At 57.4% G+C, this 26,122-nt stretch carries 24 protein-coding genes and 2 tRNA genes; 10 read left to right on the top strand and 16 right to left on the bottom strand.

Features of this window, described 5'->3' with window-relative positions:
* Positions 1–262: 262 nt before the first annotated feature.
* The 3 genes from MXF20_RS22205 to mntP form a co-directional block, all read right to left on the bottom strand.
* Positions 263–1,099, bottom strand: coding sequence for a fumarylacetoacetate hydrolase family protein (locus MXF20_RS22205; RefSeq protein ID WP_325971516.1), 837 nt, complete (start codon positions 1,097–1,099; stop codon positions 263–265).
* Between the two features lie 190 nt (positions 1,100–1,289).
* Complete coding sequence (azuC, locus tag MXF20_RS23470) at positions 1,290–1,367, bottom strand: stress response protein AzuC (RefSeq protein ID WP_125310475.1); 78 nt, start codon at positions 1,365–1,367, stop codon at positions 1,290–1,292.
* Between the two features lie 119 nt (positions 1,368–1,486).
* Positions 1,487–2,059 (bottom strand): manganese efflux pump MntP, encoded by a 573-nt coding sequence (gene mntP, locus MXF20_RS22195; protein WP_021507902.1) that lies wholly within the window; start codon positions 2,057–2,059, stop codon positions 1,487–1,489.
* A 285-nt stretch (positions 2,060–2,344) separates the two neighbouring features.
* On the opposite strand from mntP, the gene MXF20_RS22190 reads away from it, so the two are divergent.
* A complete protein-coding gene (locus MXF20_RS22190) occupies positions 2,345–2,590 on the top strand; it encodes a DUF1158 domain-containing protein (protein ID WP_325971514.1) in 246 nt (81 codons plus the stop codon).
* Positions 2,591–3,116: 526 nt separating this feature from the next.
* Positions 3,117–4,727 carry a malate:quinone oxidoreductase gene (locus MXF20_RS22185; protein ID WP_125310459.1) on the top strand — a complete coding sequence of 537 codons (1,611 nt, stop codon included), beginning with the start codon at positions 3,117–3,119 and terminating at the stop codon, positions 4,725–4,727.
* 282 nt (positions 4,728–5,009) lie between these two features.
* Here the strand turns inward: MXF20_RS22185 and MXF20_RS22180 are convergent, their stop codons facing one another.
* A complete protein-coding gene (locus MXF20_RS22180) occupies positions 5,010–5,591 on the bottom strand; it encodes a LysE family translocator (protein ID WP_325971513.1) in 582 nt (193 codons plus the stop codon).
* Between the two features lie 135 nt (positions 5,592–5,726).
* Between MXF20_RS22180 and MXF20_RS22175 the strand changes: the two genes are divergently transcribed.
* Entirely contained in the window at positions 5,727–7,217 is a 1,491-nt protein-coding gene (locus MXF20_RS22175; RefSeq protein WP_325971512.1) for a PLP-dependent aminotransferase family protein, read from the top strand.
* On the opposite strand, the gene MXF20_RS22170 is transcribed toward MXF20_RS22175, so the two are convergent.
* The gene (locus MXF20_RS22170; protein WP_021507906.1) at positions 7,184–7,807 is read right to left on the bottom strand and encodes a glutathione S-transferase family protein; all 624 of its coding nucleotides are present in this window, start codon (positions 7,805–7,807) and stop codon (positions 7,184–7,186) included. The two genes, MXF20_RS22175 and MXF20_RS22170, sit on opposite strands and share 34 nt — an antisense overlap.
* 113 nt (positions 7,808–7,920) lie before the next feature.
* Here MXF20_RS22170 and MXF20_RS22165 point away from each other — a divergent pair, with 113 nt between their 5' ends.
* Positions 7,921–8,769, top strand: a complete 849-nt coding sequence (locus tag MXF20_RS22165) for a PhzF family phenazine biosynthesis protein (protein WP_325971511.1) — start codon at positions 7,921–7,923, stop codon at positions 8,767–8,769.
* Between the two features lie 41 nt (positions 8,770–8,810).
* On the opposite strand, the gene MXF20_RS22160 is transcribed toward MXF20_RS22165, so the two are convergent.
* Positions 8,811–9,569: an SDR family NAD(P)-dependent oxidoreductase gene (locus tag MXF20_RS22160; RefSeq protein WP_325971510.1), complete on the bottom strand. Its 759-nt coding sequence runs from the start codon at positions 9,567–9,569 to the stop codon at positions 8,811–8,813.
* 115 nt (positions 9,570–9,684) lie between these two features.
* Between MXF20_RS22160 and MXF20_RS22155 the strand changes: the two genes are divergently transcribed.
* From MXF20_RS22155 to MXF20_RS22145, 3 genes are all read left to right on the top strand, one after another.
* Positions 9,685–10,584, top strand: a complete 900-nt coding sequence (locus tag MXF20_RS22155; RefSeq protein WP_058775177.1) for a LysR family transcriptional regulator — start codon at positions 9,685–9,687, stop codon at positions 10,582–10,584.
* 50 nt (positions 10,585–10,634) lie between these two features.
* A complete protein-coding gene (gene yhjD / locus MXF20_RS22150; RefSeq protein WP_325971509.1) occupies positions 10,635–11,648 on the top strand; it encodes an inner membrane protein YhjD in 1,014 nt (337 codons plus the stop codon).
* A 277-nt stretch (positions 11,649–11,925) separates the two neighbouring features.
* Positions 11,926–13,260, top strand: a complete 1,335-nt coding sequence (locus MXF20_RS22145) for an MFS transporter (RefSeq protein ID WP_166720082.1) — start codon at positions 11,926–11,928, stop codon at positions 13,258–13,260.
* A gap of 306 nt (positions 13,261–13,566) precedes the next feature.
* On the opposite strand, the gene ilvC is transcribed toward MXF20_RS22145, so the two are convergent.
* On the bottom strand, positions 13,567–15,042 hold the full coding sequence (gene ilvC / locus MXF20_RS22140) for a ketol-acid reductoisomerase (protein ID WP_325971508.1): 1,476 nt from the start codon (positions 15,040–15,042) through the stop codon (positions 13,567–13,569).
* 162 nt (positions 15,043–15,204) lie between these two features.
* Here ilvC and ilvY point away from each other — a divergent pair, with 162 nt between their 5' ends.
* Complete coding sequence (ilvY, locus tag MXF20_RS22135) at positions 15,205–16,086, top strand: HTH-type transcriptional activator IlvY (protein WP_021507913.1); 882 nt, start codon at positions 15,205–15,207, stop codon at positions 16,084–16,086.
* 3 nt (positions 16,087–16,089) lie between these two features.
* On the opposite strand, the gene ilvA is transcribed toward ilvY, so the two are convergent.
* The 6 genes from ilvA to ilvL all read right to left on the bottom strand — a co-directional run bounded on the left by ilvA (position 16,090) and on the right by ilvL (position 22,649).
* On the bottom strand, positions 16,090–17,634 hold the full coding sequence (ilvA, locus tag MXF20_RS22130) for a threonine ammonia-lyase, biosynthetic (protein WP_325971507.1): 1,545 nt from the start codon (positions 17,632–17,634) through the stop codon (positions 16,090–16,092).
* A 6-nt stretch (positions 17,635–17,640) separates the two neighbouring features.
* On the bottom strand, positions 17,641–19,491 hold the full coding sequence (gene ilvD, locus MXF20_RS22125) for a dihydroxy-acid dehydratase (RefSeq protein WP_325971506.1): 1,851 nt from the start codon (positions 19,489–19,491) through the stop codon (positions 17,641–17,643).
* Between the two features lie 61 nt (positions 19,492–19,552).
* Positions 19,553–20,482: a branched-chain amino acid transaminase gene (locus tag MXF20_RS22120; protein ID WP_021507916.1), complete on the bottom strand. Its 930-nt coding sequence runs from the start codon at positions 20,480–20,482 to the stop codon at positions 19,553–19,555.
* 18 nt (positions 20,483–20,500) lie between these two features.
* Positions 20,501–20,758 (bottom strand): acetolactate synthase 2 small subunit, encoded by a 258-nt coding sequence (gene ilvM, locus MXF20_RS22115; protein WP_008106624.1) that lies wholly within the window; start codon positions 20,756–20,758, stop codon positions 20,501–20,503.
* Complete coding sequence (gene ilvG / locus MXF20_RS22110) at positions 20,755–22,401, bottom strand: acetolactate synthase 2 catalytic subunit (RefSeq protein ID WP_325971505.1); 1,647 nt, start codon at positions 22,399–22,401, stop codon at positions 20,755–20,757. The genes ilvM and ilvG overlap by 4 nt, the downstream gene beginning before the upstream one ends.
* A 149-nt stretch (positions 22,402–22,550) precedes the next feature.
* Positions 22,551–22,649 (bottom strand): ilv operon leader peptide, encoded by a 99-nt coding sequence (gene ilvL / locus MXF20_RS22105; RefSeq protein WP_071813600.1) that lies wholly within the window; start codon positions 22,647–22,649, stop codon positions 22,551–22,553.
* A 328-nt stretch (positions 22,650–22,977) separates the two neighbouring features.
* Between ilvL and MXF20_RS22100 the strand changes: the two genes are divergently transcribed.
* A complete protein-coding gene (locus MXF20_RS22100) occupies positions 22,978–24,498 on the top strand; it encodes a YifB family Mg chelatase-like AAA ATPase (protein ID WP_325971504.1) in 1,521 nt (506 codons plus the stop codon).
* Between the two features lie 28 nt (positions 24,499–24,526).
* Here MXF20_RS22100 and MXF20_RS22095 read toward each other — a convergent pair whose 3' ends face one another.
* Positions 24,527–24,865: a DUF413 domain-containing protein gene (locus tag MXF20_RS22095; protein WP_325971503.1), complete on the bottom strand. Its 339-nt coding sequence runs from the start codon at positions 24,863–24,865 to the stop codon at positions 24,527–24,529.
* A 121-nt stretch (positions 24,866–24,986) separates the two neighbouring features.
* Here MXF20_RS22095 and hdfR point away from each other — a divergent pair, with 121 nt between their 5' ends.
* Positions 24,987–25,808 (top strand): HTH-type transcriptional regulator HdfR, encoded by an 822-nt coding sequence (hdfR, locus tag MXF20_RS22090; protein WP_031279770.1) that lies wholly within the window; start codon positions 24,987–24,989, stop codon positions 25,806–25,808.
* Positions 25,809–25,912: 104 nt separating this feature from the next.
* Here hdfR and MXF20_RS22085 read toward each other — a convergent pair.
* Together MXF20_RS22085 and MXF20_RS22080 are read right to left on the bottom strand one after the other, a co-directional pair.
* Positions 25,913–25,988, bottom strand: a tRNA-Trp gene (locus tag MXF20_RS22085).
* A gap of 8 nt (positions 25,989–25,996) precedes the next feature.
* A tRNA-Asp gene (locus MXF20_RS22080) sits at positions 25,997–26,073 on the bottom strand.
* Between the last annotated feature and the right edge of the window lie 49 nt (positions 26,074–26,122).

The raw sequence follows: 26,122 nt of genomic DNA, 5'->3' as shown, positions 1-26,122 counted from the left end.
ATTTCCATGCCGGAATCGGCAGTGGACGATAATACGCCGCTGGTTTTAATTTTAACTATGGCAAAGCGAGGGAATTAGTTGGCGATCACAAAAATATTTACTCTATACATAGCAGGAAAATTAACTTAACAATAATTATTTAACCTGATAACTAAATCTGCGCTATCTCAAAATAAATTCGGGACATTTCGTATTGTTGAATATTTATTTAACCGGTAATGCACGGTGGCTGTGCTGCAGCAGCCACCGTGCAACGCTGGCGTCAGACAATGCGGTGGCGCAGACGACCAATCTTCTCAATTTCCACTTCGATCTCATCGCCCGGGAACATAAACAGCGGTGGCGTTCGCTTTTTCCCCACGCCGCCCGGTGAGCCGGTAATGATCACATCGCCCGGTGACAGCGGACTGAACGCCGAGATGTATTCAATGATTTTGGCTACCGGATGTACCATGCTGGCCGTGGTATCGTTCTGCACTTCGCGCTGATTCAGCCAGGTTTTAATCGCCAGCTGTTGCGGGTCCGGAATGTCGTCAGCGGTGGTCATCCACGGGCCAAAGCCGCCGGTCTGCTGCCAGTTCTTGCCGGCGGTAAACCAGGTGAACTGCATGTCGCGTACGGTGGCATCCATAAAGCAGCTGTAGCCCGCCACATGCTGCAGCGCATCGGCGGCTTTTACCTGATAAGCCGCTTTGCCGATGATCACCGCCAGCTCACCTTCATAATCAAATTCAGCCGTGGTGGCCGGTTTCAGCAGCGGCTGCTGGTGCGCGGCCAGCGAATCGGCGAAGCGCACAAACAGCGTCGGTGCGTCGAGCGTGGCGGCAAACTCCTGACGCTTGTCGGCATAGTTCATGCCGACGCAAAAGACTTTGCCTGGGTTTTCCACCACCGGCAGGAAGCGAATCGCGCTGAAGGCATAATCCACCGGCTCGTCCAGGTACGCCTGCAGGTCGTTCAGGCCACCGCGCTGCAGCAGAGTTTTCAAATCCGGACAGCTGTCGCCCAGCCGCGCCCCGAGATCGATCACGCCTGCGGGTTGCACGATGCCATAACTTTTTCTTGCCTGGTCAATAAGAGAAAAACTGCACAGCTGCATGATGACCTCAATGTTAGAGAAAATTTGCGCGCAGGTTATCAAAAGCCAGACGGAAAAGCGGTATGACCTGAGGGTAAAGTAATTAATGTTTGTGAGTTTTGGTGACAGGAAAAAGCAGAGCGGAACAGCGCAGGATGATAACCACAGGTCGATCCCTGACCGCGATTATCGAGGGTTTCTGGCAGAGCGCTTAGTTAAGAGCGCCCGGCGGCACGTGTTTGAAGGTCTCAACATAAGAACGAAACACGGAGCGGAAAAAACGTTTCATGGTGCACCTGATACAAAAATTGTTGAAGAATTACGCGAAAAGTATAATGTCCGCGCGTTTTTCACGCAATTATTTTTGAACCAGATCACAAAAACGCGCCTGACTCATCGTGCCAGGCGTTAACGGAACAGCCCTAAGTGCTCAATCAAAATGGTACAGCCAATGCTGATCAGCACCACGCCGCCCAATACTTCCGCCCATTTGCCCATCACCGGACCGATAAAACGGCCGACCAGCACACCGGTGGTGGCCATGATGGTGGTAGCTGCACCGATGGTGAGCGCGGTCAGCACAATGTTGACCTGCAGAAACGCCAGGCCAACGCCCACCGCCAGCGCATCGAGGCTGGTTGCCACCGCCGTCAGCGCCAGCACCATAAAACCGTGGCGCTGCGGCGCTTCACACGGCTCATCGGCCGTCTGGCGAAAGCCTTCCATGATCATCCGGCCGCCAAGAATACCCAGCAGACCGAACGCCACCCAGTGATCCCACGCCATAATGTAGTGGCTGGCGGCGAGTCCGATAGCCCAGCCCACCAGCGGCGTCAGCATCTCTATGACGCCAAAAATCAGCCCTGTGCGTAATGCTTCTTTGAAGCCCGGACGATACAGTGATGCGCCTTTGCCCAATGCTGCAGCGAAAGCGTCCATCGACATACCAAAGGCCAGAATCAGGGTTGCGATAAATGTCATGGTTTTCAGTCAATGCGGTGAAATAAGCCGATTAAGCCTGCACTTTGTCCGCATATCAGGTTCAGTAATGAAAAAGTGCGCGCAGTCTAGCACGGGAAATCATCAAAAAAAAGACAACAAAATCATGGGTTTAAGTATAGCAAAGGCTATAACTCTTAACTGGCGCTATTTTTGACGCTAAGTGAATGGAATAGAAGAAATTTCTGAGTGCGCGCCGCTGCGGGGATTGCACCGCGTCGCGGTTTTATGCGCTAATGCCCGCGCTAACTGATTTGGAATGATGCGATGAAAAACCCGTTTGAAACGCTGATCATCCCGGGCGGCATTCTGCTGCTGGGCTTTCTTTCGGCACTGCTGCTGCCCGCCCCTTCGTTTGGCGTGGCGCTGGCGAAACAGTTGCAGCAGAGTCTGCATCTGCAGGATGTGAATCAGCTCTATACCATTGTGTTCTGCGTCTGGTTTTTGCTGCTCGGCACCCTTGAGTTTTTCATTATTCGCTTTATCTGGCGCCGCTGGTTTCAGGTGCGCTGAGCGGTGCGCATGATGCATTTTTCTTCTGACGGGCGCCTGACGCTGCGCCCAAATTCAGATTCACACAAATGTAACATTATTTTTACACGATCTGGCGAAACATCAGGCAACATAAAATCCGCATAAAAAATCAATTCTGCTCAAATCCATTATTTTCAATCAGTTAATTTGTGATCCATCTCACCGTATGAAGCTTACCCATTCTTTTCCCCTCACATCGATGCAACAACTGCGTTACTATAACTGTCTGATTAGGGGATAAAAATCCCTTATGACAGCGCCGCCGGCCTGATTAATTCTTATGCTGAATCATTTCTGCATTTAAAAAATAAACAAACGTTTAATTCCGATACGAGAATGTTATATTCGAATGCATATGCATAACGTGCAGTTAACCGTTATCACACCTATGGCTTAAACCTGAGTCTTAACCTTTGAGAGATAGCGCAACGCGCTTGCAAAAAGCGTGGCTGTTTCGCCTGCGAACCTGTTGAGCTTCAGGGCAACAGAGAGGAGATGTCGCCTCATGAGCAACACTGCGGTAAATCTGGCGCTAGCCGCCGCTGGCATGGAAAGCACACACCTTCAGGAACGAAAAGACGTGGATGTCCTGCTGATCGGCGCGGGCGTGATGAGTGCTACCTTAGGCACCTGGCTGCAGGATCTGGAGCCAGACTGGTCGATTGAGATGGTCGAGCGGCTGGATGACGTCGCGGTCGAGTCGTCGAACGGCTGGAACAATGCCGGCACCGGCCACGCGGCGCTGGCCGAGCTGAACTATACGCCCGAAAGAGCGGATGGCAGCATCGACATTGCTAAAGCCGTAGCGATTAACGAATCCTTCCAGATTTCCCGTCAGTTCTGGGCGTATCACGTGCAGAAAGGCAACCTGCGCAATCCAGCCAGCTTTATCCACAGCACGCCACACATGAGTTTTGTCTGGGGTGATGCCAACGTGGACTTCCTGCGCAAACGCTTCCAGGCGCTGCAGAAAAGCACCCTGTTCCGCGGCATGAACTATTCCGAAGACCGTGACCAGATTGCTCAGTGGATTCCGCTGGTGATGAACGGGCGCGACCGCAAACAGAAGGTGGCCGCCACCTGGACCGACATGGGCACCGACGTCAACTTCGGTGAGGTGACGCGTCAGCTGATTGCCGCGCTGGAGAAGAAAGCGCATTTCCGCCTGCGTCTGCGTCAGGAAGTGCGCGATATCAAGCGGCTGAGCGATGGACGCTGGCAGGTGAGCCTGCACAATCTCGCCAGCGGCGAGTCGCGCGTGCTGACCGCGCGCCAGCTGTTTATCGGTGCCGGCGGTGCGGCGCTGCCGCTGCTGCAAAAAACCGGTATCCCGGAAGTGAAAGGCTACGCCGGGTTCCCGGTCGGCGGCTCATTCCTCGTCACGGAGAATCCGGACGTGGTGGCGCAGCACATGGCGAAGGTGTACGGCAAAGCCAGCGTGGGCGCACCGCCGATGTCGGTACCGCATGTGGATACCCGCGTGCTGGATGGCAAGCAGGTGCTGCTGTTTGGCCCGTTTGCCACCTTCTCCACCAAATTCCTTAAACAGGGTTCGCTGCTGGATATGTTCGGCGCGATGAACAGCAGTAACCTGCTGCCGATGATGCAGGTTGGGCTGAAAAGCTTCGATCTGGTGAAATATCTGGTCGATCAGGTGCTGCAGAGCGATGACGATCGTATGGAAGCGCTGCGCGCTTATGTGCCGCAGGCTAAACAGGAAGACTGGAAGCTGGTCACGGCCGGTCAGCGCGTGCAAATCATAAAAAATGATGAGAAAGAGGGCGGCGTGCTGCGTCTCGGCACCGAAGTGGTGACCTCAGCCGACGGCTCGATCTCTGCGCTGCTGGGCGCGTCACCGGGTGCATCCACCGCAGCGCCGATTATGCTCGAGCTGATGGCGAAGGTGTTCCCGGAGCAGATGCGCTCGCCTGAGTGGCAAACCAAAATCCGTGCGGTGATTCCGTCCTGGGGCCGCAAACTGAACGGCGACGTGGCGCTGACCGAGAAAGTGCTGGCCGAAACCAGTCGCGTGCTGCAGCTGGATTACGCGCCGGTCATCACGCCGGAAGCCGCGAACGACGAAGGCCGTGAAACCGCCCATGTGGTCGGCAAGTAAACGGCGACGCCCGCCCCTTCACCGTTGATGACTAACCTGCATGAGGCCGCAATAGCGGCCTCTTTTTTTTGATTACGGTGTCGCCTTTTGGCTGACGCAATCCCTGACGGTTAAGCCTGGAATTTATTCACCAGGAAGCGCACGTTTGTTAGCGGCACAATACATTGCACATTGCGCGATAAATCGCGCCGCTACATCAGGGTGCGTCTTACGGCTTCGTTAACTGACCAGCCCCCTATATGGTGCCCGTGCTTACCGTGCCATCAAACGCCGTAATCAGCTTCACAGCAGCGCGTCATACAGCATCCAGCCGGTGGTTGCCACCAGCGACAGCGCCATCAGGGTGTTAAACGCCTGGCGTTTCCACGCAATCTGCAGGTGATGGCGCAGCCGGTCGCCCAGCGCTGCCCAGATCAAAATGCACGGCAGGTTGAGGGCGGCAAAGCCGAGCAGCACCGCCAGCACGCCGTTGCTGTTGGCGTACATCAGCGCCACGTTGGTGACCATCAGCCAGGCTTTGGGATTCACCGCCTGGAAACACACACCGCCCAGCAGGGTCATCGGACGCGGACGTTCGCGCAGCTGCGGCGCACCGGCGCGGAAGATTTTCCACGACAGCCACAGCAGATAGCTGCATCCCACCACCGTCAGCGGCAACCGCACAGACGCCATCCAGTGCAACAGCATTTCCAGCGCCACGCTTGCCAGCAGCATCTGTAGCGCACAGCCGAGCAGGATGCCAAACAGCATCGGTAGCGTGCGCCGGAAGCCAAAATTCACGCCGGACGTCGCCAGTAACAGATTGTTAGGACCCGGCGTAATCGACATGACTGTGACATAGCTAAAGAAGGATGGATCGAGCATGGTGCGTTTCCCTGAGAATCAACGAAGCTCCATGCTAGTGCGCAAATTACAATGGAAACAGAGACACAAAATCACTATTGTGATGGATACAGTTGAAGTAATTTTAAATTGTACCTATCGCGCGCGGAGGCTTTTGTGTCCCTTCCTCTTTCATCCGGCCAGACGCTGTACCAGCAGCTGGCGGACAGCTTTGCCGAATCAATCCATCAGGGCACGCTGAAGCCGGGAAAACGCCTGCCGGCTATCCGGCGCGTGGCGCAGTCGCATCAGGTCAGCATCAATACCGTGCTGAGCGCCTGGCATATTCTTGAAGATCGCGGCCTGATTGAGGCTCGTCCGCAGTCTGGCTACTACGTGCGCGGCGTGCTGCCGGCGGTGACGCAGCCGCTTAAGCCAATGAGCGCCAGAATCAATGATCCCAGCACGCAGAAACTGGAACTGATTGAGCAGGTGTTCGCCGCGCAGCATCATCCCGATTACACCAATATTTCGCTGGCCTGCCCGCAGGATAGCGAGCTGTTCCCGGCAGCGAAGCTGGGGCGCATTACCGCCTCCATTATTCGTCGCGATAATGACATCATTGGTCGCTACGCGCTTCCGCCGGGTAGTGAGCGCTTACGGGAGGAGATTGCGCGCCGTAGCCTGCACACCGGCCTGAACCTGACTGTCGCGGATATCACCCTGACCCACGGCTGCATGGAGGCGCTGCAGCTGGCGCTGCGGGCGGTGACGAAGCCGGGCGACTGCGTCGGGCTGGAATCGCCGACCTACTTCTTCCTGTTTCCGCTGCTGGCCTCGCTCGGGCTGAAGGCGCTGGAAATCCCTACCGATCCGCAAAACGGCCTGTCGCTGGACGCGCTGGAGATGCTGCTGCAGGAGCAGCGCATTCAGGCGCTGATCGCCATGCCGGGCGCGCAGAATCCGCTGGGCTACGTGATGCCGCTGGAGAATAAAAAGCGTCTGGCGAAGTTAGTGAATACTTACCACGTTCCGCTGCTGGAAGATGGGCTGTATGATGAATTGCAGTTTGACTGGCCGCTGTCGCCGCCAGTTAAAGCCTTTGATCATGATGGCTGGGTGATTTACTGCACCAGCTTCACCAAAACCGTCGCGCCCGATTTCCGCGTGGGCTGGACGGCGGCCGGCCGCTTCCACCCGGCGATTGCGCGGCTGAAGGCGGTATCGTCGATGACCGAATCAAAACTGCTGAGCGAAACGCTGGCCGAATTTCTCGCCAGCGGCGGTTACGATCACCATCTGCGTTCGCTGCGCCGTCGCTACGCTGCCAATCTGGATGCGGCGCGCGGCATCATCGCCCGCCACTTCCCGCAGGGCACGCGCGCTACCCTGCCGCGCGGCGGCTTTGTGTTTTGGGTCGAACTGCCGGGCAAAGTAGACACGGTTGAGATGTTCCATCGCCTGTTGCAGGAGCAGATTTGCGTCACGCCGGGCGCGCTCTATTCGCTGAGCGACCGCTATCGCCACGCGCTGCGTCTCTCCTGCTGTTATCCGTTTGATGAGCGTTATACCTGGGCGCTGAAACGCACCGGCGCGCTGGCCTGTGAAATCACCGGTATCGCGCCGGGCCAGGATCAGGGCTTACCGTTGCGGCCCCAGGTGGTGTAGCCCTCGCGTTCCGTCAGGCGCTCGTAATAGGTTTGCACGGCGGGGAAATCCGGATGGTCGAGCGGGGTTTCAAACCAGCGGTTCACCGCCAGGCCAACCGGAATATCCGCCAGGGTAAAATTACGGCCCGCGACGTAGCGCCCGGTTTTTTCCAGCTGCTGGTTAAGAATACCCATGGTGTGGCTCCAGCCTTTAATGGCGGCAGCCAGCAGGCGCGGATCCTGATGGGCTGGCGAATTGCGCACCAGCGACATAAAAGCATAGCGCCATGAGGTATTGAGCTCGGTCGCCTGCCAGTCCATCCACTGATCGACCGGCGCGCGCGCGCGTGGATTATCCGGATAGAGCCATTCCCCGCCGTTGCTGTTGGCGAGGTAGCGCAGAATCGCGTTCGATTCCCACATCACGAAGTCATCTTCGATGATCACCGGCACCATCGCGTTGGGATTGAGCGCCATAAACTGCGGCGAGTGCAGCGACTGCGGGTCTTCGCCCCACGGCTCGTGCTCCCAGGCAATATCCAGCTCTGAACAGAGCCACAGTACTTTACGGACGTTAATTGACGAGTTACGGCCCAGAATTTTTAACATAGCGGACTCCGCTGGCAGAATTGTTAATCTATTCATAGTCCTGTTAGACGCCTTAAGCAATCAGCAGGATGTAAATCCGGATTTCAGACAACCTCAACGAGGAAGGAGCGAACATGCAGGTGGCGTTTAAACAAGTGGATGTGTTTTCCACTGGCGCGTTCAGCGGTAATCCGCTGGCGGTGATTATGGATGCCCGGGGCCTGAGCGATGCACAACTGGCGGCCATCGCGCGATGGACCAATCTGTCGGAAACCACCTTCGTGCTGCCCCCACAGGATGCCACAGCCGACTATCGCGTGCGCATCTTTACCCCTGGAGGTGAACTGCCGTTTGCCGGACACCCCACGCTTGGCACAGCGCATGCCTTGCTGGCAGCGGGCTGGCCCGTGAAAACAGCGGGTAAGATCGTACAGGAGTGCGGCGTGGGCCTGGTTGAGGTACAGATTGGCGCTGACGGCACGCTGGCCTTTGCCGCGCCGGACGCCAGTCTGACGCCGTTCAGTGATGCGCTGATGAGCAGCGCACTGCACAGCGACGCGTTCGATCTCAGCCAGACGCCAGCCGTGGCGGATATGGGGATTCGCTGGCTGTTGATCCCGATGAGCAGCGCACAGGCGGTGCTGGAGGTGGTCACGCAGGCGGACGATCTACTGCGCCTGCAGCAGCATGCGGGTGTGAATGGCGTCGCGCTGTTTGGTCCGCTGCCGCAGGACGCAGAGGCGCAGTACGAGGTGCGCGCGCTACTGGTCGAGAACGGTAGCCTGGTCGAAGATCCGGTCACCGGCAGCGCCAACGCCTGTCTGGCACGCTATCTGGCGGCGCAGGGCCAGCAGCAGGATTACTGCGCGCGTCAGGGCAGCGCCATCCAGCGCGCCGGCCGCATTATGGTGCGTTTTGCCGGTGAGACGATCTGGATTGGCGGGCAAACCCGGACCCTGATTGATGGCACGATTGAGGTGTAAAACGGGCGCTGCTCCGTTAATTCGGTCGCAGCGCGATGTTTTTACAGTGCCTGGCCGCCGGATGCCTCAATGCGCTGGGCGGTAATCCAGCCGGTTTCCTCGCTCAGGATCGCGCTGATGGCATCACCGATGTCATCCGGCAGACCAACGCGGCCCAGCGCGGTCACTGAAGCGATATGTGCGTTCAGATCTTGCGTGTCGCGCACGCGGCCGCCGCCAAAGTCGGTTTCAATCGCGCCCGGCGCCAGAATGTTGACGCGAATGCGGCGCTCGCCCAGCTCCTTCGCCTGATAGCGCGTCAGCACTTCCATCGCCCCTTTCATGGCGGCGTAAGTGCCTGAACCCGGCAGCGTCATGCGCGTCAGACCGCTGGAGATATTCAGGATGCGTCCACCATCGGCGATCAGCGGCAGCAGTTTCTGCGTCAGGAAATACGGCCCTTTGAAATGCACATTCACCAGCGCATCAAACTCCTCTTCACTGGTTTCAGCCAGCAGCTTGTAATGACCATGGCCAGCGTTGTTCACTAAATAATCAAAGCTGTCGCGCTGCCAGGTCTCCTGCAGCGTTGTTTTGACCCGCGCCGCAAAGTCATCAAACTGCTGACTGTCGCCCACATCCAGCTGCAGCGCCACCGCACGCGCGCCCAGCGCCTCAATTTCCTTCACGACCGCCTGCGCTTCTTCAGCATGACCGCGCCAGGTAAACAGAATATCGACGCCTTTGGCAGCCAGTTTTAGCGCGCCATTCTTGCCCAGACCGCGGTTACCGCCGGTAATCAATGCAATTTTATGAGACATGTTTCGCTCCGGTTGGAAAATTGAACACGGATTAAGGATATTCGCGAATAATTGATCTATAAACGCAAGGGAATACACAGCACTGTTTCACTAACAACAACAATCGGTGAACAACATGGATAAAATTCACGCTATGCAGGTGTTTGTGCGGGTGGCAGAAATGGGCAGTTTTACCCGCGCGGCTGAGAGTCTGGGTTTACCGAAGGGCAGCGTTTCCCGCCAGCTGCAGGCGCTGGAAAATCAGATGGGCACGCGCCTGCTGCATCGCACCACGCGTCGCGTGCACCTGACTCAGGATGGGCTGGTGTATTACGATCGCTGCCTGGATTTGCTGTCGATGCTCGACGATATGGACAGCCTGTTCCAGCACGATCCCGCCACGCTGAGCGGCAAGCTGCGCGTCGATATGTCGGTAGCAATGGCGACCGGTTTTATCCTGCCGCGCCTGCCGGAGTTTTTGCAGCACTATCCGGGCGTGGAGATTGAGCTGAGCAGCAGCGATCGCCAGGTTGACGTGATTCGCGAGGGCTTTGATTGCGTGTTGCGCGTCGGCGAACTGAAAGATTCCGGCCTGATTGCGCGGAAAATTGGCTCATACGCCTTGATCAACTGCGCCAGCCCTGGCTACCTTTCCCGCTTCGGCATGCCGGTACGGCTGGACGATCTCGGCCAGCACGCCATGGTGCACTATACCCAACAGCTGGGGCAGCCTTCGCCGGGCTTTGAGTACTTTGATGGCAAACAGTGCCATTACGTGCAAACCGGCGGCGTGGTGACGGTTAACAGCACCGAAACCTATCGCGCCGCCTGTATCGCCGGGCTGGGCATTATTCAGGTGCCGGCGATTGGCGTGCAGCCGCTGCTGGAATCCGGCCAGCTGGTCGAAGTGCTGCACCACTTCCCGGCCAAACCGATGCCGATTTCCCTGCTCTATCCTCACCGTCGCAACGTGGCGCGCCGCGTGCGGGTGTTTATGGAGTGGCTGAGTCAGGTGCTGCAGGAATACGTGACCTGAACGGGCAGGCTATAATTTTATTTTCGCTGTGAACAGGATGCAGAAGGTCTATGACGGACAAAACCACAAAAGTGCCAGCGGCAGAAACTAAGCCGCTGATTGACATTAAAACCGGTAACAAAACCGTGGATGGCTCGATCCGGCGCGTCTCACGCTTTGCCGCCTGGTTCCAGGCGATCCCGGCGGTGGCGCACTTTCTGCGCGCGCTGGAACGCTTTAACGATCGCCTCGGCAGCCAGTTTGGCGCGGCGATCACCTATTTTTCGTTTCTTTCACTGATACCGATTTTGATGGTCTCCTTTGCGGCGGTCGGCTTTGTGCTGGCCTCGAATCAGGACCTGCTTTCCGAGTTGATCAACAAAATCGTTAACAGCATCAGCGATCCGACGCTGGCGACCACGCTGAAAAATACCGTGAATACCGCGATTCAGCAGCGCGCGACCGTCGGCCTGACCGGCTTGCTGCTGGCGCTCTACTCCGGCATCAACTGGATGGGTAACCTGCGCGAAGCGGTGCGCGCCCAGTCGCGTGACGTGTGGGAACGCACGCCCGATGACCAGGAGAAGTGGTGGAAGAAGTATCTGCGCGACCTGGTTTCGCTGCTGGGCCTGATGCTGGCGCTGGTGATTACGCTGTCGCTGACCTCAATTGCCGGCGCAGCGCAGGCGGCAATCGTGAATGCGCTGGGGCTGGGCGATATCGAGTGGCTGCGGCCGGCGATGACCATCATTGCGCTGTCGATCTCCATCTTCGCCAACTATCTGCTGTTCCTGTGGATTTTCTGGATCCTGCCGCGCCACAAGCCGCGCAAAAAAGCGCTGCTGCGCGGTACGCTGCTGGCGGCGATCGGCTTCGAGGTGATCAAGTTTGTCATGACGCTAACGCTGCCGAAGCTGGCGACATCGCCCTCCGGTGCCGCCTTCGGTTCGGTGCTGGGGCTGATGGCCTTCTTCTACTTCTTTGCCCGTCTGACGCTGTTCTGCGCCGCGTGGATCGCCACCGCAAAATATAAAGACGATCCCGAGCTGCCGCAGCCGCATCAATCTGCCCGAGGCGACAATTAAGTTACATTTGCCGCAACAGCAAAAAATGTTTCCTTCTGGCTACTAAAGCAGCAAAAACCAGCAGGAAACGCTAGAGGGTCACTTTTATTTGGCCCTTTTGCAGAGAATCACGCCAGAAAAGCCGCGCTTCCCCTTCCCATCCGCCGCCGATTGCCATAACTCAGACATTATCCTCTTTTTCGCCGCCGAAGCCCGGTGTGACGCGGTTTTTCGTCATTGAATGCGGCAAAACAGGTGCGTAAGATTCTTTGTTTACATTTACAATTAAGAAACAGTTATGCAAGCCTCCATCTCCGAAACATCCGACCAACCACACGACGGCACACCGGTTAACTCACGCAGTAAAGTGGTAGTTGCCTCGCTGGTTGGCACTGCGATCGAATTCTTCGATTTCTATATCTATGCCACCGCGGCGGTCATCGTTTTTCCGCATATCTTCTTCCCGCAGGGTGATGCTACGGTTGCGACGCTGCAGTCGCTGGCGACCTTCGCTATCGCTTTCGTTGCGCGCCCTATTGGCTCCGCGCTGTTTGGTCACTTTGGTGACCGCGTGGGCCGTAAAGCGACGCTGGTTGCCTCGCTGCTGACCATGGGCGTTTCTACCGTACTGATCGGCCTGCTGCCGGGTTATCAGACCATTGGCGTGGCGGCACCGCTGCTGCTGGCGCTGGCGCGTTTTGGTCAGGGCCTGGGACTGGGTGGTGAATGGGGCGGCGCGGCGCTGCTGGCCACCGAGAACGCCCCGGCGAAGAAGCGCGCGCTGTACGGCTCATTCCCGCAGCTGGGCGCACCGATTGGCTTCTTCTTTGCCAACGGCACGTTCCTGCTGCTGTCGTGGCTGCTGACCGATGAGCAGTTCATGAACTGGGGCTGGCGCGTGCCGTTTGTGCTCTCGGCGGTGTTGGTGATTATCGGTCTGTATGTGCGCGTGTCGCTGCATGAGAGCCCGGTGTTTGCCAAAGTGCAGAAAGAGAAGAAGCAGGTGCGCATTCCCATCGGCACGCTGCTCAGTAAACATATGACGGCGACTATCCTCGGCACGTTTATCATGCTGGCGACCTATACGCTGTTTTACATCATGACGGTGTATTCGATGAGCTACGGCACCGCGCCGGCACCGGTCGGCCTCGGTTATTCGCGCAACAGCTTCCTGTGGATGCTGATGGTGGCGGTCATTGGTTTTGGCGTGATGGTGCCGATTGCCGGCCTGCTGGCGGACCGTTTTGGCCGTCGCAAAACCATGATTACCATTACGCTGATGATCATCGCCTTTGCGCTGATGTTCCCGCTGCTGCTCGGCTCCGGCTCGCAGATTCTGGTGATGGGCTTCCTGCTGCTCGGCCTGAGTATTATGGGTCTGACGTTCGGCCCGATGGGCGCGCTGCTGCCTGAACTGTTCCCTACCGAAGTACGCTATACCGGCGCGTCGTTCTCATACAACCTGTCGTCGATTCTTGGCGCCTCGGTGGCGCCTTATATCGCGACCTGGCTGAATGCGAACTACGGCTTGCAGGCGGTGGGATTCTATCTGGCCTCCATGGCGGTGCTGACACTGATTGCGCTGATCGCCTGTAAAGAGACGCGCCACCAGACGCTGTACGAAGCGGTGTGATGGATGGCGTGTTGACAGAACCCGGCTCCGGCCGGGTTTTTTATTGGCGGTGTGAGGGGTGGTGCGGTGTGTCCCTCACCCTGGCCCTCACCCCGGCCCTCTCCCGCTGGCGGGAGAGGGAGCGTCCGCGCGATGTTGATAGATAAGTGTAGAAACATCAGCCCGCACCCTAGCCCTCTCCCGCCAGCGGGAGAGGGCTAGGGTGAGGGAAATAGTGAGAAAAACCCTTCTGCACCCAGACATAAGGCATAAAAAAACCCCGGCAGGCCGGGGTTTGAGTGTGCTGAAAACGGTGTCGCGCGTGCCTTAGCCAGCAACAGCGATGCGTTTCATATCGGTCATGTAGCCACGCAGTTTGCGGCCAACGGCTTCGATTGGGTGCTGGCGAATCGCTTCATTCACGTCGCGCAGCTGCGCGTTATCCACCTGCGTACCTTCTACCGCTTTGCCCAGGTCGCCAGGCTGCAGCGTGGTCATGAACTCTTTCAGCAGCGGAACGGCCGCGAAGGAGAACAGGTAGTTACCGTATTCTGCGGTATCGGAAATCACCACGTTCATTTCATACAGACGCTTACGGGCGATGGTGTTGGCAATCAGCGGCAGCTCGTGCAGCGATTCATAGTAAGCCGACTCTTCGATGATGCCCGCGTCAACCATGGTTTCGAACGCCAGCTCAACGCCCGCTTTCACCATTGCAACCATCACCACGCCTTTGTCGTAGTACTCCTGCTCGTCGATTTTACCTTCGAACTGCGGCGCGTTTTCGAACGCGGTTTTACCGGTCTCTTCACGCCAGGTCAGCAGGTTTTTATCGTCGTTCGCCCAGTCAGCCATCATACCGGAAGAGAATTCACCTGAGATGATGTCATCCATGTGCTTCTGGAACAGCGGGGCCATGATGGTTTTCAGCTGCTCAGACAGCGCGTAAGCGCGGATTTTTGCCGGATTCGACAGACGATCCATCATCAGCGTGATGCCGCCAAACTTCAGCGATTCGGTGATGGTTTCCCAGCCGAACTGAATCAGTTTTTCGGTGTAAGCCACGTCGTGACCTTCGGCCACCAGCTTATCGAAGCACAGCAGTGAACCGGCCTGCAGCATACCGCACAGAATGGTCTGCTCGCCCATCAGGTCTGATTTTACTTCTGCCACGAAAGACGATTCCAGCACGCCTGCACGGTCGCCACCGGTGGCGGCAGCCCAGGCTTTGGCAATCGCCATGCCTTCGCCTTTTGGATCGTTTTCCGGGTGAACAGCGATCAGCGTTGGAACGCCGAAGCCACGTTTGTACTCTTCACGCACTTCGGTACCCGGGCACTTCGGTGCCACCATCACCACGGTGATGTCTTTACGGATGGTCTCGCCCACTTCAACGATGTTGAAGCCGTGAGAGTAACCCAGCGCGGCGCCGTCTTTCATCAGCGGCTGAACGGCCTGCACAACGGCAGAGTGCTGCTTGTCCGGCGTCAGGTTAACCACCAGATCCGCCTGCGGGATCAGCTCTTCGTAAGTCCCCACTTTAAAACCGTTTTCAGTGGCTTTACGGAACGACGCACGCTTCTCAGCGATGGCTTCAGCGCGCAGTGCGTAAGACACATCGAGGCCAGAGTCACGCATGTTCAGACCCTGGTTCAGGCCCTGTGCGCCACAGCCGACGATGACCACTTTCTTACCTTTCAGGAAGCTGGCACCATCGGCGAATTCATCGCGCGACATGAAGCGACATTTGCCTAACTGCGCTAACTGATTGCGCAGATTCAATGTGTTGAAGTAGTTAGCCATGGGTACTCCGCTCAGATGTTGTGTTTGCTTTTGTTTGGTAACGGTGCCGGGTTCAGCGCCGCGAATGACCCCATCATATGACAGGAAATCCGTTGCTTAAATTGATATATTAACAACGCTACATTGCAGAATTTGCAACATCACGCTGAGGGCAAAACGCGCATGGATTTACGAGACCTGAAACTGTTTCTTCACCTGGCGGAAAGCTGCCATTTTGGCCGCACCGCGCGCGCCATGCACGTCAGCCCGTCGACGCTGTCGCGCCAGATTCAGCGGCTGGAAGAGGATGTCGGACACGCGCTGTTCCTGCGCGACAACCGCACCGTGACGCTGACCGAAGCCGGGGAGCGGCTGCGCCAGTTCGCCCAGCAAACCCTGCTTCAGTATCAGCAGCTGCGCCACGTGATGGACCTGAACGGCCCGTCGCTGAGCGGTGAGCTGCGCCTGTTCTGTTCGGTGACCGCCGCCTACAGCCATCTGCCGCCGATTCTGGACCGCTTCCGCGCGGAGCACCCGCAGGTAGAAATCAAACTCACCACCGGCGACGCCGCCGATGCCATTGAAATGGTGCAGTCCGGCGAAGCGGATCTGGCGATCGCCGGCCGCCCGGAGTCGCTGCCCGCCAGCATCGACTTTACGCCGCTGGGTTTGATCCCGCTGGTGCTGATCGCCCCGGCGCTGCCCTGCCCGGTGCGCAGCCAGGCGACGCAGGAACAGCCGGACTGGTCGCAGATTCCGTTCATCCTGCCGGATCAGGGTCCGGCGCGGCGCGGCATTGATTTATGGTTTCGCCGCCACCGCATTGCCAACCCGCAGATCTACGCCACGGTGTCGGGCCATGAGGCGATTGTGTCGATGGTGGCGCTGGGCTGCGGCATCGCGCTGCTGCCGGATGTGGTGCTGGAAAACAGCCCGGAGCCGGTGCGCAACCGCGTGCTGACGCTGGAGAATGTCGAGTCGGTGGCGCCGCTGGAGCTCGGCGTATGCGTACAAAAAAAGCGGCTCGGAGAGCCGCTGATCAATGCTTTCTGGCACCTGCTGTAGTCGTTAGCCAGCGAGGAAGAAGCGAAAGGCCGGATTGCTGGCCTCATCGTGCCACTCGTAGCCGAGCGCGTTGAGCTGGGTTTCGAAATCCGGCTCTTTGTCGTTGATCTCAAACGCCGCCAGCACGCGACCAAAATCGGTGCCGTGGCTGCGATAGTGGAACAGCGAAATATTCCAGTGCGCACCCAGCGTCTGCAGGAACTTCAGCAGCGCGCCCGGCGCTTCCGGAAATTCGAAACTGAACAGCCGCTCGCGCAGCGGCTTCGATGGACGTCCGCCCACCATGTAGCGCACGTGCAGCTTCGCCATCTCATCGTCCGACAAATCCACCACCTGATAGCCGCCTTCAGTCAGCTGGCTGATGATTTCACTGCGCTCTTCAAGGCCGCGCGTTAAACGCACGCCAACGAAGATGCAGGCATTGTCGGCATCGGCATAACGGTAGTTGAACTCGGTCACCGCGCGCCCGCCCAGCGTCTGGCAGAAGCGCAGGAAACTGCCCTGCTGCTCAGGAATGGTCACCGCCAGCAGCGCTTCACGCTGTTCACCCAGTTCACAGCGCTCAGAGACATAACGCAGACCGTGGAAGTTGACGTTCGCGCCCGACAGCACGTGCGCCAGCCGCTCGCCTTTGATGTCGTGCTGCTGGATATACTTCTTCATGCCCGCCAGCGCCAGCGCGCCGGAAGGCTCCGCCACCGCACGCACATCCTCAAACAGATCCTTCATTGCCGCGCAGATGGCATCGCTGTCTACGGTGACGATGTCGTCGAGGTATTCTTTGCACAGGCGGAAGGTTTCGCTGCCGATACGCTTGACCGCCACACCTTCAGCAAACAGCCCGACGCGCGGTAAATCCACCGGCTCGCCGGCATCGAGCGCGGCTTTCAGGCAGGCGGAGTCCTGCGACTCCACGGCGATGACCTTGATTTGCGGCATCAGCTGCTTAATCAGCACCGCCACACCCGCCGCCAGGCCGCCGCCGCCCACTGGCACAAATACGCGATCGAGATGCGCATCCTGCTGCAGCAGCTCCATCGCCAGCGTGCCCTGACCCGCAATTACCGCCGGATGATCAAACGGCGGCACAAAGGTGTAACCCTGCTGCTCCGCCAGCTCAATCGCTTTGGCTTTGGCTTCGTCAAAGTTGGCTCCGAACAGGTAAGCCTCACCGCCAAATGCGCGCACTGCATCAACCTTGATGTCCGCCGTCGCCACGGGCATCACAATCAGTGACTTGATGCCGAGCGTGCTGGCCGAGAGCGCCACGCCCTGCGCGTGGTTGCCCGCCGACGCGGTAACCACGCCGCGCGCTTTCTGCTCTTCCGTCAGGCCGGCAATCATGGCGTAGGCACCGCGCAGCTTGAAGCTGTGCACCGGCTGGCGATCTTCACGCTTCACCAGAACCGTGTTGCCGAGACGCGACGAAATTTTTTCCATTTTTTGCAGCGGCGTCACCTGAGCAATTTCGTACACAGGCGCACGCAGCACCGCGCGCAGATACTCCGCGCCATTGGGCGACGCGGAAAGCGGTTGAGACTCAGCCATCAGAGATTAGCCTCCCAGCTTAGACTTATCGCGCACCGCGCCCTTGTCAGCGCTGGTGGCGAGCGATGCATAAGCACGCAGCGCGAGGGAAACCTGACGCACACGGCCGTGCGGCGTATATGCCGCTTCGCCACGCGCTTCTTCTTCCTCACGACGGGCATGCAGTTCGTTATCCGGCACCGCCAGCTTAATGCCGCGATTCGGGATATCGATTTCGATGATGTCGCCATCTTTTACCAGCGCGATGGTGCCGCCGCTGGCGGCTTCCGGCGAGGCGTGGCCAATGGAAAGGCCCGAGGTACCGCCTGAGAAGCGTCCATCGGTGATCAGCGCACAGCTTTTGCCAAGGCCCATCGATTTCAGATAAGTGGTCGGATAGAGCATTTCCTGCATGCCCGGCCCGCCTTTCGGCCCTTCGTAGCGGATCACCACCACGTCACCGGCCACCACTTTGCCGCCGAGAATCGCTTCCACCGCATCGTCCTGACTTTCATACACTTTCGCCGGGCCTTTGAAGGTGAGGATCTCTTTATCGACGCCGGCAGTTTTCACGATGCAGCCATCTTCCGCCATGTTGCCGTACAGCACTGCCAGACCGCCATCCTGGGAAAACGCGTGTTCGCGCGTGCGGATACAGCCTTCCTGACGATCGTCATCCAGCGTGTCCCAGCGGCAATCCTGCGAGAACGCCTGGGTAGTACGGATGCCCGCCGGGCCGGCGCGGAACATCTTCTTCACCGCTTCGTCTTTGGTCAGCATGATGTCGTACTGATCGAGGGTTTCGCGCAGGTTGAGACCCAGCACGTTGCGCACGTCGGTGTGCAGCAGGCCAGCGCGATCCAGCTCACCAAGAATACCAATGACCCCGCCCGCGCGGTGCACATCTTCCATGTGATATTTCTGCGTGCTCGGGGCCACTTTGCACAGGTGCGGCACTTTACGTGACAGGCGATCGATGTCGGAGATGTTGAAATCGATCTCGCCTTCCTGTGCCGCGGCCAGCAGGTGCAGCACGGTATTGGTGGATCCGCCCATGGCGATATCCAGCGTCATGGCGTTTTCAAACGCGGCTTTGCTGGCGATGTTACGCGGCAGCACGCGCGCATCATCCTGCTCGTAATACTGTTTGGTCAGGTTAACAATGCGCTTGCCCGCGTTGAGGAACAGGTCTTTACGATCGGCATGGGTGGCCAGCAGCGAGCCGTTGCCCGGCTGCGACAGACCCAGCGCTTCGGTCAGACAGTTCATGGAGTTGGCGGTGAACATACCGGAGCAGGAGCCACAGGTCGGACAGGCGGAACGCTCAATCTGTTCGCTTTCGGCATCGCTGACGTTCGGGTTAGCACCCTGAATCATCGCGTCCACCAGATCCAGCTTGATGATTTTGTCTGACAGCTTGGTTTTACCGGCTTCCATCGGACCGCCGGAGACAAAGATCACCGGAATGTTGAGGCGCAGCGAGGCCATCAGCATGCCAGGGGTGATTTTGTCGCAGTTGGAGATACACACCATGGCGTCGGCGCAGTGGGCGTTCACCATATATTCCACGGAGTCAGCGATCAGCTCACGCGAAGGCAGTGAATACAGCATGCCGCCATGACCCATGGCGATACCGTCATCCACCGCGATGGTGTTGAACTCTTTGGCCACACCACCCGCAGCTTCGATTTGCTCAGCGACTAATTTACCGAGGTCGCGCAGGTGCACGTGGCCCGGTACGAATTGGGTGAAGGAGTTAACCACGGCGATAATCGGCTTACCGAAATCGTCGTCGGTCATTCCTGTGGCGCGCCACAGGGCTCGTGCACCCGCCATGTTACGGCCATGGGTGGTGGTGGCGGAACGGTACTTAGGCATGCTCTATTTACTCCAGTCTGAAAAATGACGCGGGCGCTGCTGCACCCGCGTTACTGTCTTGTTATGGATTCACCTGATCCAGCCAGCCGTACTTGTCTTCGGTCTCGCCCGTGAACAGGCCAAAGAACGCCTGCTGGATTTTGGTGGTCACCGGACCGCGTTTGCCCTCACCCACCTGGATGCCGTCCACGCTGCGTACCGGCGTGATTTCTGCGGCAGTACCGGACATGAACACTTCATCCGCCAGGTACAGTGATTCGCGTGACAGCACCTGCTCGCGCACTTCGATACCGAGATCTTTCGCCAGCTTGATGATCGCATCGCGGGTGATGCCCGGCAGCGCCGAAGAGGTGAATGGCGGGGTGAACAGGATGCCGTCTTTCACTTCAAACAGGTTTTCGCCAGCACCTTCGGAGATATAACCCTGGGTATCCAGCGCGATACCTTCCTGATAGCCGTGGCGGCGTGCTTCGCTGCCAACCAGCAGGGAAGAGAGATAGTTACCGCCCGCTTTCGCCGCGGTTGGCAGAGTGTTTGGTGCCACGCGATTCCAGGAAGAAACCATGGCGTTGATGCCCTGCTCCAGCGCTTCGGCACCCAGGTAAGCCCCCCACGGGAACGCGGCGATGATCACATCGGTGGTGAAGCCGTCTGGCGGGTTAACGCCAAGGCCCACGTCGCCAACAAAGGCCAGCGGACGAATGTAGGCACTCTTCAGTTTATTGACGCGGATGACTTCGCGGCACGCTTCCATCAACTCATCCACGCTGGCTTTAATCGGGAAACGGTAAATTTTGGCGGAGTCGTGCAGACGCTGCATGTGTTCACGGTGACGGAACACCACCGGACCTTTGTGTGAGTCGTAGCAGCGAACGCCTTCGAACACAGAGGTGCCGTAATGCAGTGCGTGAGACATAACGCTAACCTTGGCGTCTTCCCACTTAACCATCTCCCCATTGAACCAGATAAAGTCTGCTTTCTTCGTACTCATTGTTATTTCCTTTGGCGACTAGGCGCGGATTTGTTGTGTTGTCTGTTGCTGGATCTCGACACAGGCGACATCCATAAGTTTGCTTAACTGCGAAGACAGTAAATCGACAGAGCGCTGGCTGGCAACGGTCATTTCGATATTAATGTTCTCCGCATTGACGGCGGACGCCATATTCATCGCGCAGACCTGGAAGCCACGGTGACGCACGACGCGCAAAATGCGCTCCAATATTTCAGGGCGAAAGCGGGCTTCGATAGACAATTGATGCTGGTTCATACGGTTTTCTCCATCATGTTTGCGTTGCTGGCACCCGGCGGTACCAGTGGCCAGACGTTTTCATGCTCATCAATCGCAACATGCAGGAAGTAAGGACCTTCACTGTTCAGCAGAGCATCAATTGCGGCGTCGACCTGATCTTTACGGCTAATGCGCTGGCCCGGAATATCAAAGGCGCTGGCCAGCGTGAGGAAATCGGGGTTATCGGTGAGGATGGTTTCGCTGTAGCGACCATCAAAGAACAGCTGTTGCCACTGGCGAACCATGCCAAGACGTTGATTATCCAGCAGCAGGATTTTTACCGGCAGCTGCTTACGCTTGATGGTGCCCAGCTCCTGAATATTCATCATGATCGACCCGTCACCGGACACGCAGATGACGGTGTCATCCGGACGGGCAACCTGCGCGCCAACCGCAGCCGGCAGGCCAAAGCCCATGGTGCCCAGACCGCTGGAGGTGATGAAGTTTTCCGGCGCGCTGAAGCGCATGTGCTGCGCCGCCCACATCTGGTGCTGGCCAACATCGGTGGTTACCACCGCGCTGTCAGGTTTACGATCTGACAACTGCTTCAGCAGCAGCGGCGCGTAGATCGCCTCACCGGGATGGTCGTAGCGCCACGCGAACTCCGCGTTCATCGCTTTAACTTCAGTACGCCAGCCGTCGATCTGCAGCGGCATGCTCAGCGCCGGCAACACCTGGTTGAGATTGCCCTGCAGCGAAACGTGAGCGCGCCGCAGTTTGTTCAGCTCGGCCGGATCGATATCGATATGGATGACGCTGGCGTGTGGCGCGAAGGTATCCAGCTTACCGGTGACGCGATCGTCAAAGCGCGCGCCGACGGCAATCAGCAAATCACAGGATTGCACTGCCAGGTTGGCCGCTTTGGTGCCGTGCATGCCGAGCATACCGAGATAGAGATCGCTGCTGGCTTCGGCGCTGCCCAGCCCTTTCAGGGTTGAGACCATCGGGATGCCGGTCTCCTGCGCCATCGCCCGCAGCGCCGGAACCGCCTGCGCCATGCCGACACCGCCGCCGATGTACAGCATCGGTTTGTGCGCCTGCGCCATCAGCGCACGCGCTTCGGCAATGTGCTGTGGCGAGTGGCTCAGCGCCTCTTCAACCGGCAGCAGGTGCGGCGTCAGCTCACCGCTGGCGATCTGAATATCTTTAGGAATATCGACCAGCACCGGACCCGGACGGCCGGACTGTGCAATGGCGAAGGCTTCCGCCAGCACCGAGGGTAAATCCTCCAGCGATTCAACGAGGAAGCTGTGTTTAGTGCAGGCTAATGACAGGCCAAGAACATCGATCTCCTGGAAGGCGTCGGTGCCGATAAACGCTGAAGAGACCTGCCCGGTGATGGCGACAACCGGAACGGAATCCATCATCGCATCGGCCAGCCCGGTGATCAGGTTGGTGGCGCCCGGTCCGGAGGTGGCGATGCAAACCCCGGTTTTGCCGGTCGCACGCGCATAACCGATCGCTGCCATCACCGCACCTTGTTCATGACGACACAGTAGATGTTCCACGCCGCCATCGTAGAGCGCATCGTACACTGGCATGATTGCTCCGCCAGGATAACCAAACACTGTGTCGACACCCTGCGCGCGTAAAGCCTGAACTACCCACTGTGCACCTGTCATGGTTATTCTCCTGTATTCCTGCTGGAACAACAGAATTTTATGCTACTGCTCATAATCTGTTCCTCGCTGATTCGCTAATATTTCATCTGGTCGAAAAAAAACCCCCGGACCTTACGGTGCGGGGGTTTTTCGAATTCCAGGCTTGATTTTTAAGCCTTTCTTTCTCCAAGCGTAGCCCCGCACGGTGGGTTAATAATCACCACCACGCTAATCACGACTAGGCTAATCACTTGTAGAAGGGCTTTCATGTGCTGTCTGTTTTTTCGTTTGTTCGAAGTAATACCTACAGAGTTACCATAGTTAGCCGGGGATTTACAATAATTTTCATCAGAAATTTTTATGACGCGCGCAGCCAACGTGCGTTATCGCTTTGTAAGTAAAAGGTTATTCGCATTTGTGATAATTATTCATTACGCCCGCGACGCAACCGCTATTTTGCTTTTACGATCTGCCTGCGAAAATTAATGAACGCGATGAAAACGGCAGCGATTTTCCTGAATACCACTCCAGGATGATAGTTTCAGCGGTCGTCGTGTGGATTTTTTTCAGCAAGGATAAAGGCAACAAGGAGCAGTTATGTCTTTATCGAAAGTATTAACGCGCGCGGCGCTCGGAGTGCAGGCTCCACTGGTGACGATTGAAGTGCATATCAGCAACGGTCTGCCGGCACTGACACTGGTTGGTCTGCCGGAAACCACGGTTAAAGAAGCCCGGGAACGCGTGCGCAGCGCCATTATCAATAGCGGCTTCACCTTTCCGGCGAAGCGCGTCACCATCAACCTGGCGCCTGCCGATCTGCCTAAAGAAGGTGGGCGCTATGACCTGCCGATCGCTATCGCCATTCTCGCGGCCTCAGAGCAGCTGCCAGGCGACAAGCTGACGCATTATGAGTTCCTGGGTGAGCTGGCGTTGAACGGCGCGCTGTGTGGCGTTCAGGCGGCTATTCCTGCCGCCATGGCGGCGCTGCAGGCCGGGCGTCAGATGATAGTAGCGGAGCAGAATCAACAGGATGTCGGCCTGATACAGCAGGGCGACACGCTGGTAGGTAAGCATCTGGTGGAGATCTGCGCTTTTCTGCATAACCAGACAGCGCTGACGGTCGCCCATTACCAGCCTGAAACGTTGCAGTACGAGCAGCAGGACCTGAGCGATATTATTGGCCAGCAGCAGGGACGGCGCGCGCTGGAAATCACCGCCGCCGGGGGCCACAACCTGCTGCTGCTGGGGCCGCCCGGCACCGGTAAAACCATGCTGGCGACCCGGCTGCCCGGCATTATGCCGCCGCTGGACGACCAGGAAGCGCTGGAGTGCGCGGCGATTGCCAGCCTGGTCAGCAGCGGCACGCTGCATCATCAGTGGCGTAAACGGCCGTTCAGAGCGCCTCACCACAGCGCCTCCCTTTATGCGCTGGTTGGCGGAGGCTCGCTACCCCGCCCTGGTGAGATTTCGCTGGCGCACAATGGGGTGCTGTTTCTTGATGAACTGCCCGAGTTTGAGCGTAAAGCGCTGGACGCGTTACGCGAGCCGATTGAGTCCGGTGAAATCGCCATTTCCCGTTCCCGCGCCAAAGTGACATTTCCCGCCCGCTTTCAGCTAATAGGCGCAATGAATCCCAGCCCGACTGGCCATTATCAGGGCAACCATAATCGCTGCACGCCGCAGCAGGTGCTGCGTTATCTCAGCCGGCTTTCTGGTCCGTTCCTGGATCGCTTCGACCTATCACTGGAGATCCCGCTGTTACCGGGCGGTACGCTCAGTAAGAAGCAGCAGCACAGCGAAACCAGCGCGGAGGTGCGCGCACGCGTACTGGCCGCCCGGGCGATACAAATGGCACGCGCCGGCAAAGTGAATGCGCAGCTGTTGAATCCAGAGATCGCGCGTGACTGTTGGTTACAGCAGCAGGATGCGGAGTGGCTGGAGGAAATACTGAATGCGCTGGGATTGTCGGTGCGCGCGTGGCAACGCATCTTAAAAGTGGCGAGAACTATCGCAGATTTAGCGGGTGAGCAGCAGATTACGCGTCAGCATCTGCAGGAGGCGGTGGGATATCGCAGTATCGATCGTTTGCTGATTTACCTGCATAAAAGCCTGGAATGACAACGGGGCTGAAATCAGCCCCGTTATGTTAATCGTCGCTATCGCTGAAGTCTTCTACCGTGTCCATCTGCGGTTTGCCGCCGGACAAGGTATGAAAACGTTTCGGACGCTTGATACGTGCGGTGTACTTTGACCAGACACGTTCAGCCTCGGTCTGCGGCTCACGCAGACCACGACAGACTTCAATAAACAGACGCTCTTCCTCGGTTTCCGGATCGCGCTTAGCGAGGTCCAGCTCGTTGAAAGCGTATCCGTGGCGTTCGAGAAGTTGAGCTTCTTTAATGGTGAAGTCACCATGACGCGAAAAACCACGTGGGTAATGTTTGTTATCAAAGAAACGATTAGTTGTTGCGAAGCTGTTCGCCATCTTACACGCTCCTGAATCTCTTATGGCCGTGCTATTTATGGCGCGGAGTATTAGATAGGCTTGACAGAGTGTAAAACAAAACATTTAAATCAGTACGACAAACATTTTTTGGGAGAATGCTGTGGATACGGAATTACTGAAAACTTTCCTCGAAGTGAGCAGAACGCGTCATTTCGGGCGTGCTGCTGAAGCGCTTTACCTCACGCAATCTGCCGTTAGTTTTCGCATCCGTCAGCTGGAAAATCAGCTGGGCGTTAATCTGTTTACCCGTCACCGTAATAATATCCGGCTGACTTCAGCAGGCGAGCGCTTATTGCCCTATGCCGAGAGCCTGATGAGTACCTGGCTGATGGCAAAAAAGGAGGTTTCGCATACCCAGCAGCATCACGAGCTGTCTATTGGTGCCAGCGCATCACTATGGGAAGCCTATCTTACGCCCTGGCTGCAGACGCTCTACGAGAACCGGGAGAGCCTGCATCTGGAAGCACGTATTGCTCAGCGCCATTTGCTGGTCAAGCAGTTACATGAACGTCAGCTTGATCTGCTGATCACCACCGAAGCGCCAAAAATGGATGAGCTCACCAGTCAGCAGATCGGTCATATTTCACTCGCGCTTTTTCGCGCACGTAAAACAGAAAAACGTGAAAAATATGATTACATCAAACTCGAGTGGGGCGCGGATTTCCATCAGCATGAAAGTTATCTCTCCAGTGATGACGTACCGGTATTAACTACCACTTCCGCGCACGTGACCCGCGAATTGCTGCATACCACTGGGGCCTGCGCTTTTTTACCCGATTTCTGGCACGGAATTTACAGCGATTTGATGGTTATTCCAGACACACCCGTCGCCGTGCGGCCGTTATATGCGGTATGGCTGCAGAATAGCGATCAACAGGCACACATTCGTCAGCTGCTTAAATATCCGGTTTTGACTCACTGAAGCAATAAATGAACGAGTTTGAGTGGAAGAAATGAAACTCAGGCTCTTGCCTGCGCCGAATTTCAGGCAAAAAAAATCCTTTGCCGAAGCAAAGGATTATTTTCTGGCAGGGGCGGAGGGACTCGAACCCCCAACACCCGGTTTTGGAGACCGGTGCTCTACCAATTGAACTACGCCCCTAATTAGGGTGGCGGAACGGACGGGGCTCGAACCCGCGACCCCCTGCGTGACAGGCAGGTATTCTAACCAACTGAACTACCGCTCCACCGATTCTGTACTGATATCAGACTGTCGCTGATTTCAGGTGTTTCGCC

It is taken from the genome of Pantoea dispersa (genome assembly GCF_035783935.1).
GTDB classification, from domain to species: domain Bacteria; phylum Pseudomonadota; class Gammaproteobacteria; order Enterobacterales; family Enterobacteriaceae; genus Pantoea; species Pantoea dispersa_C.
The sequence above is the reverse complement of the archived record's forward strand: the minus strand, read 5'-3'. Positions and strand labels throughout refer to the sequence as shown.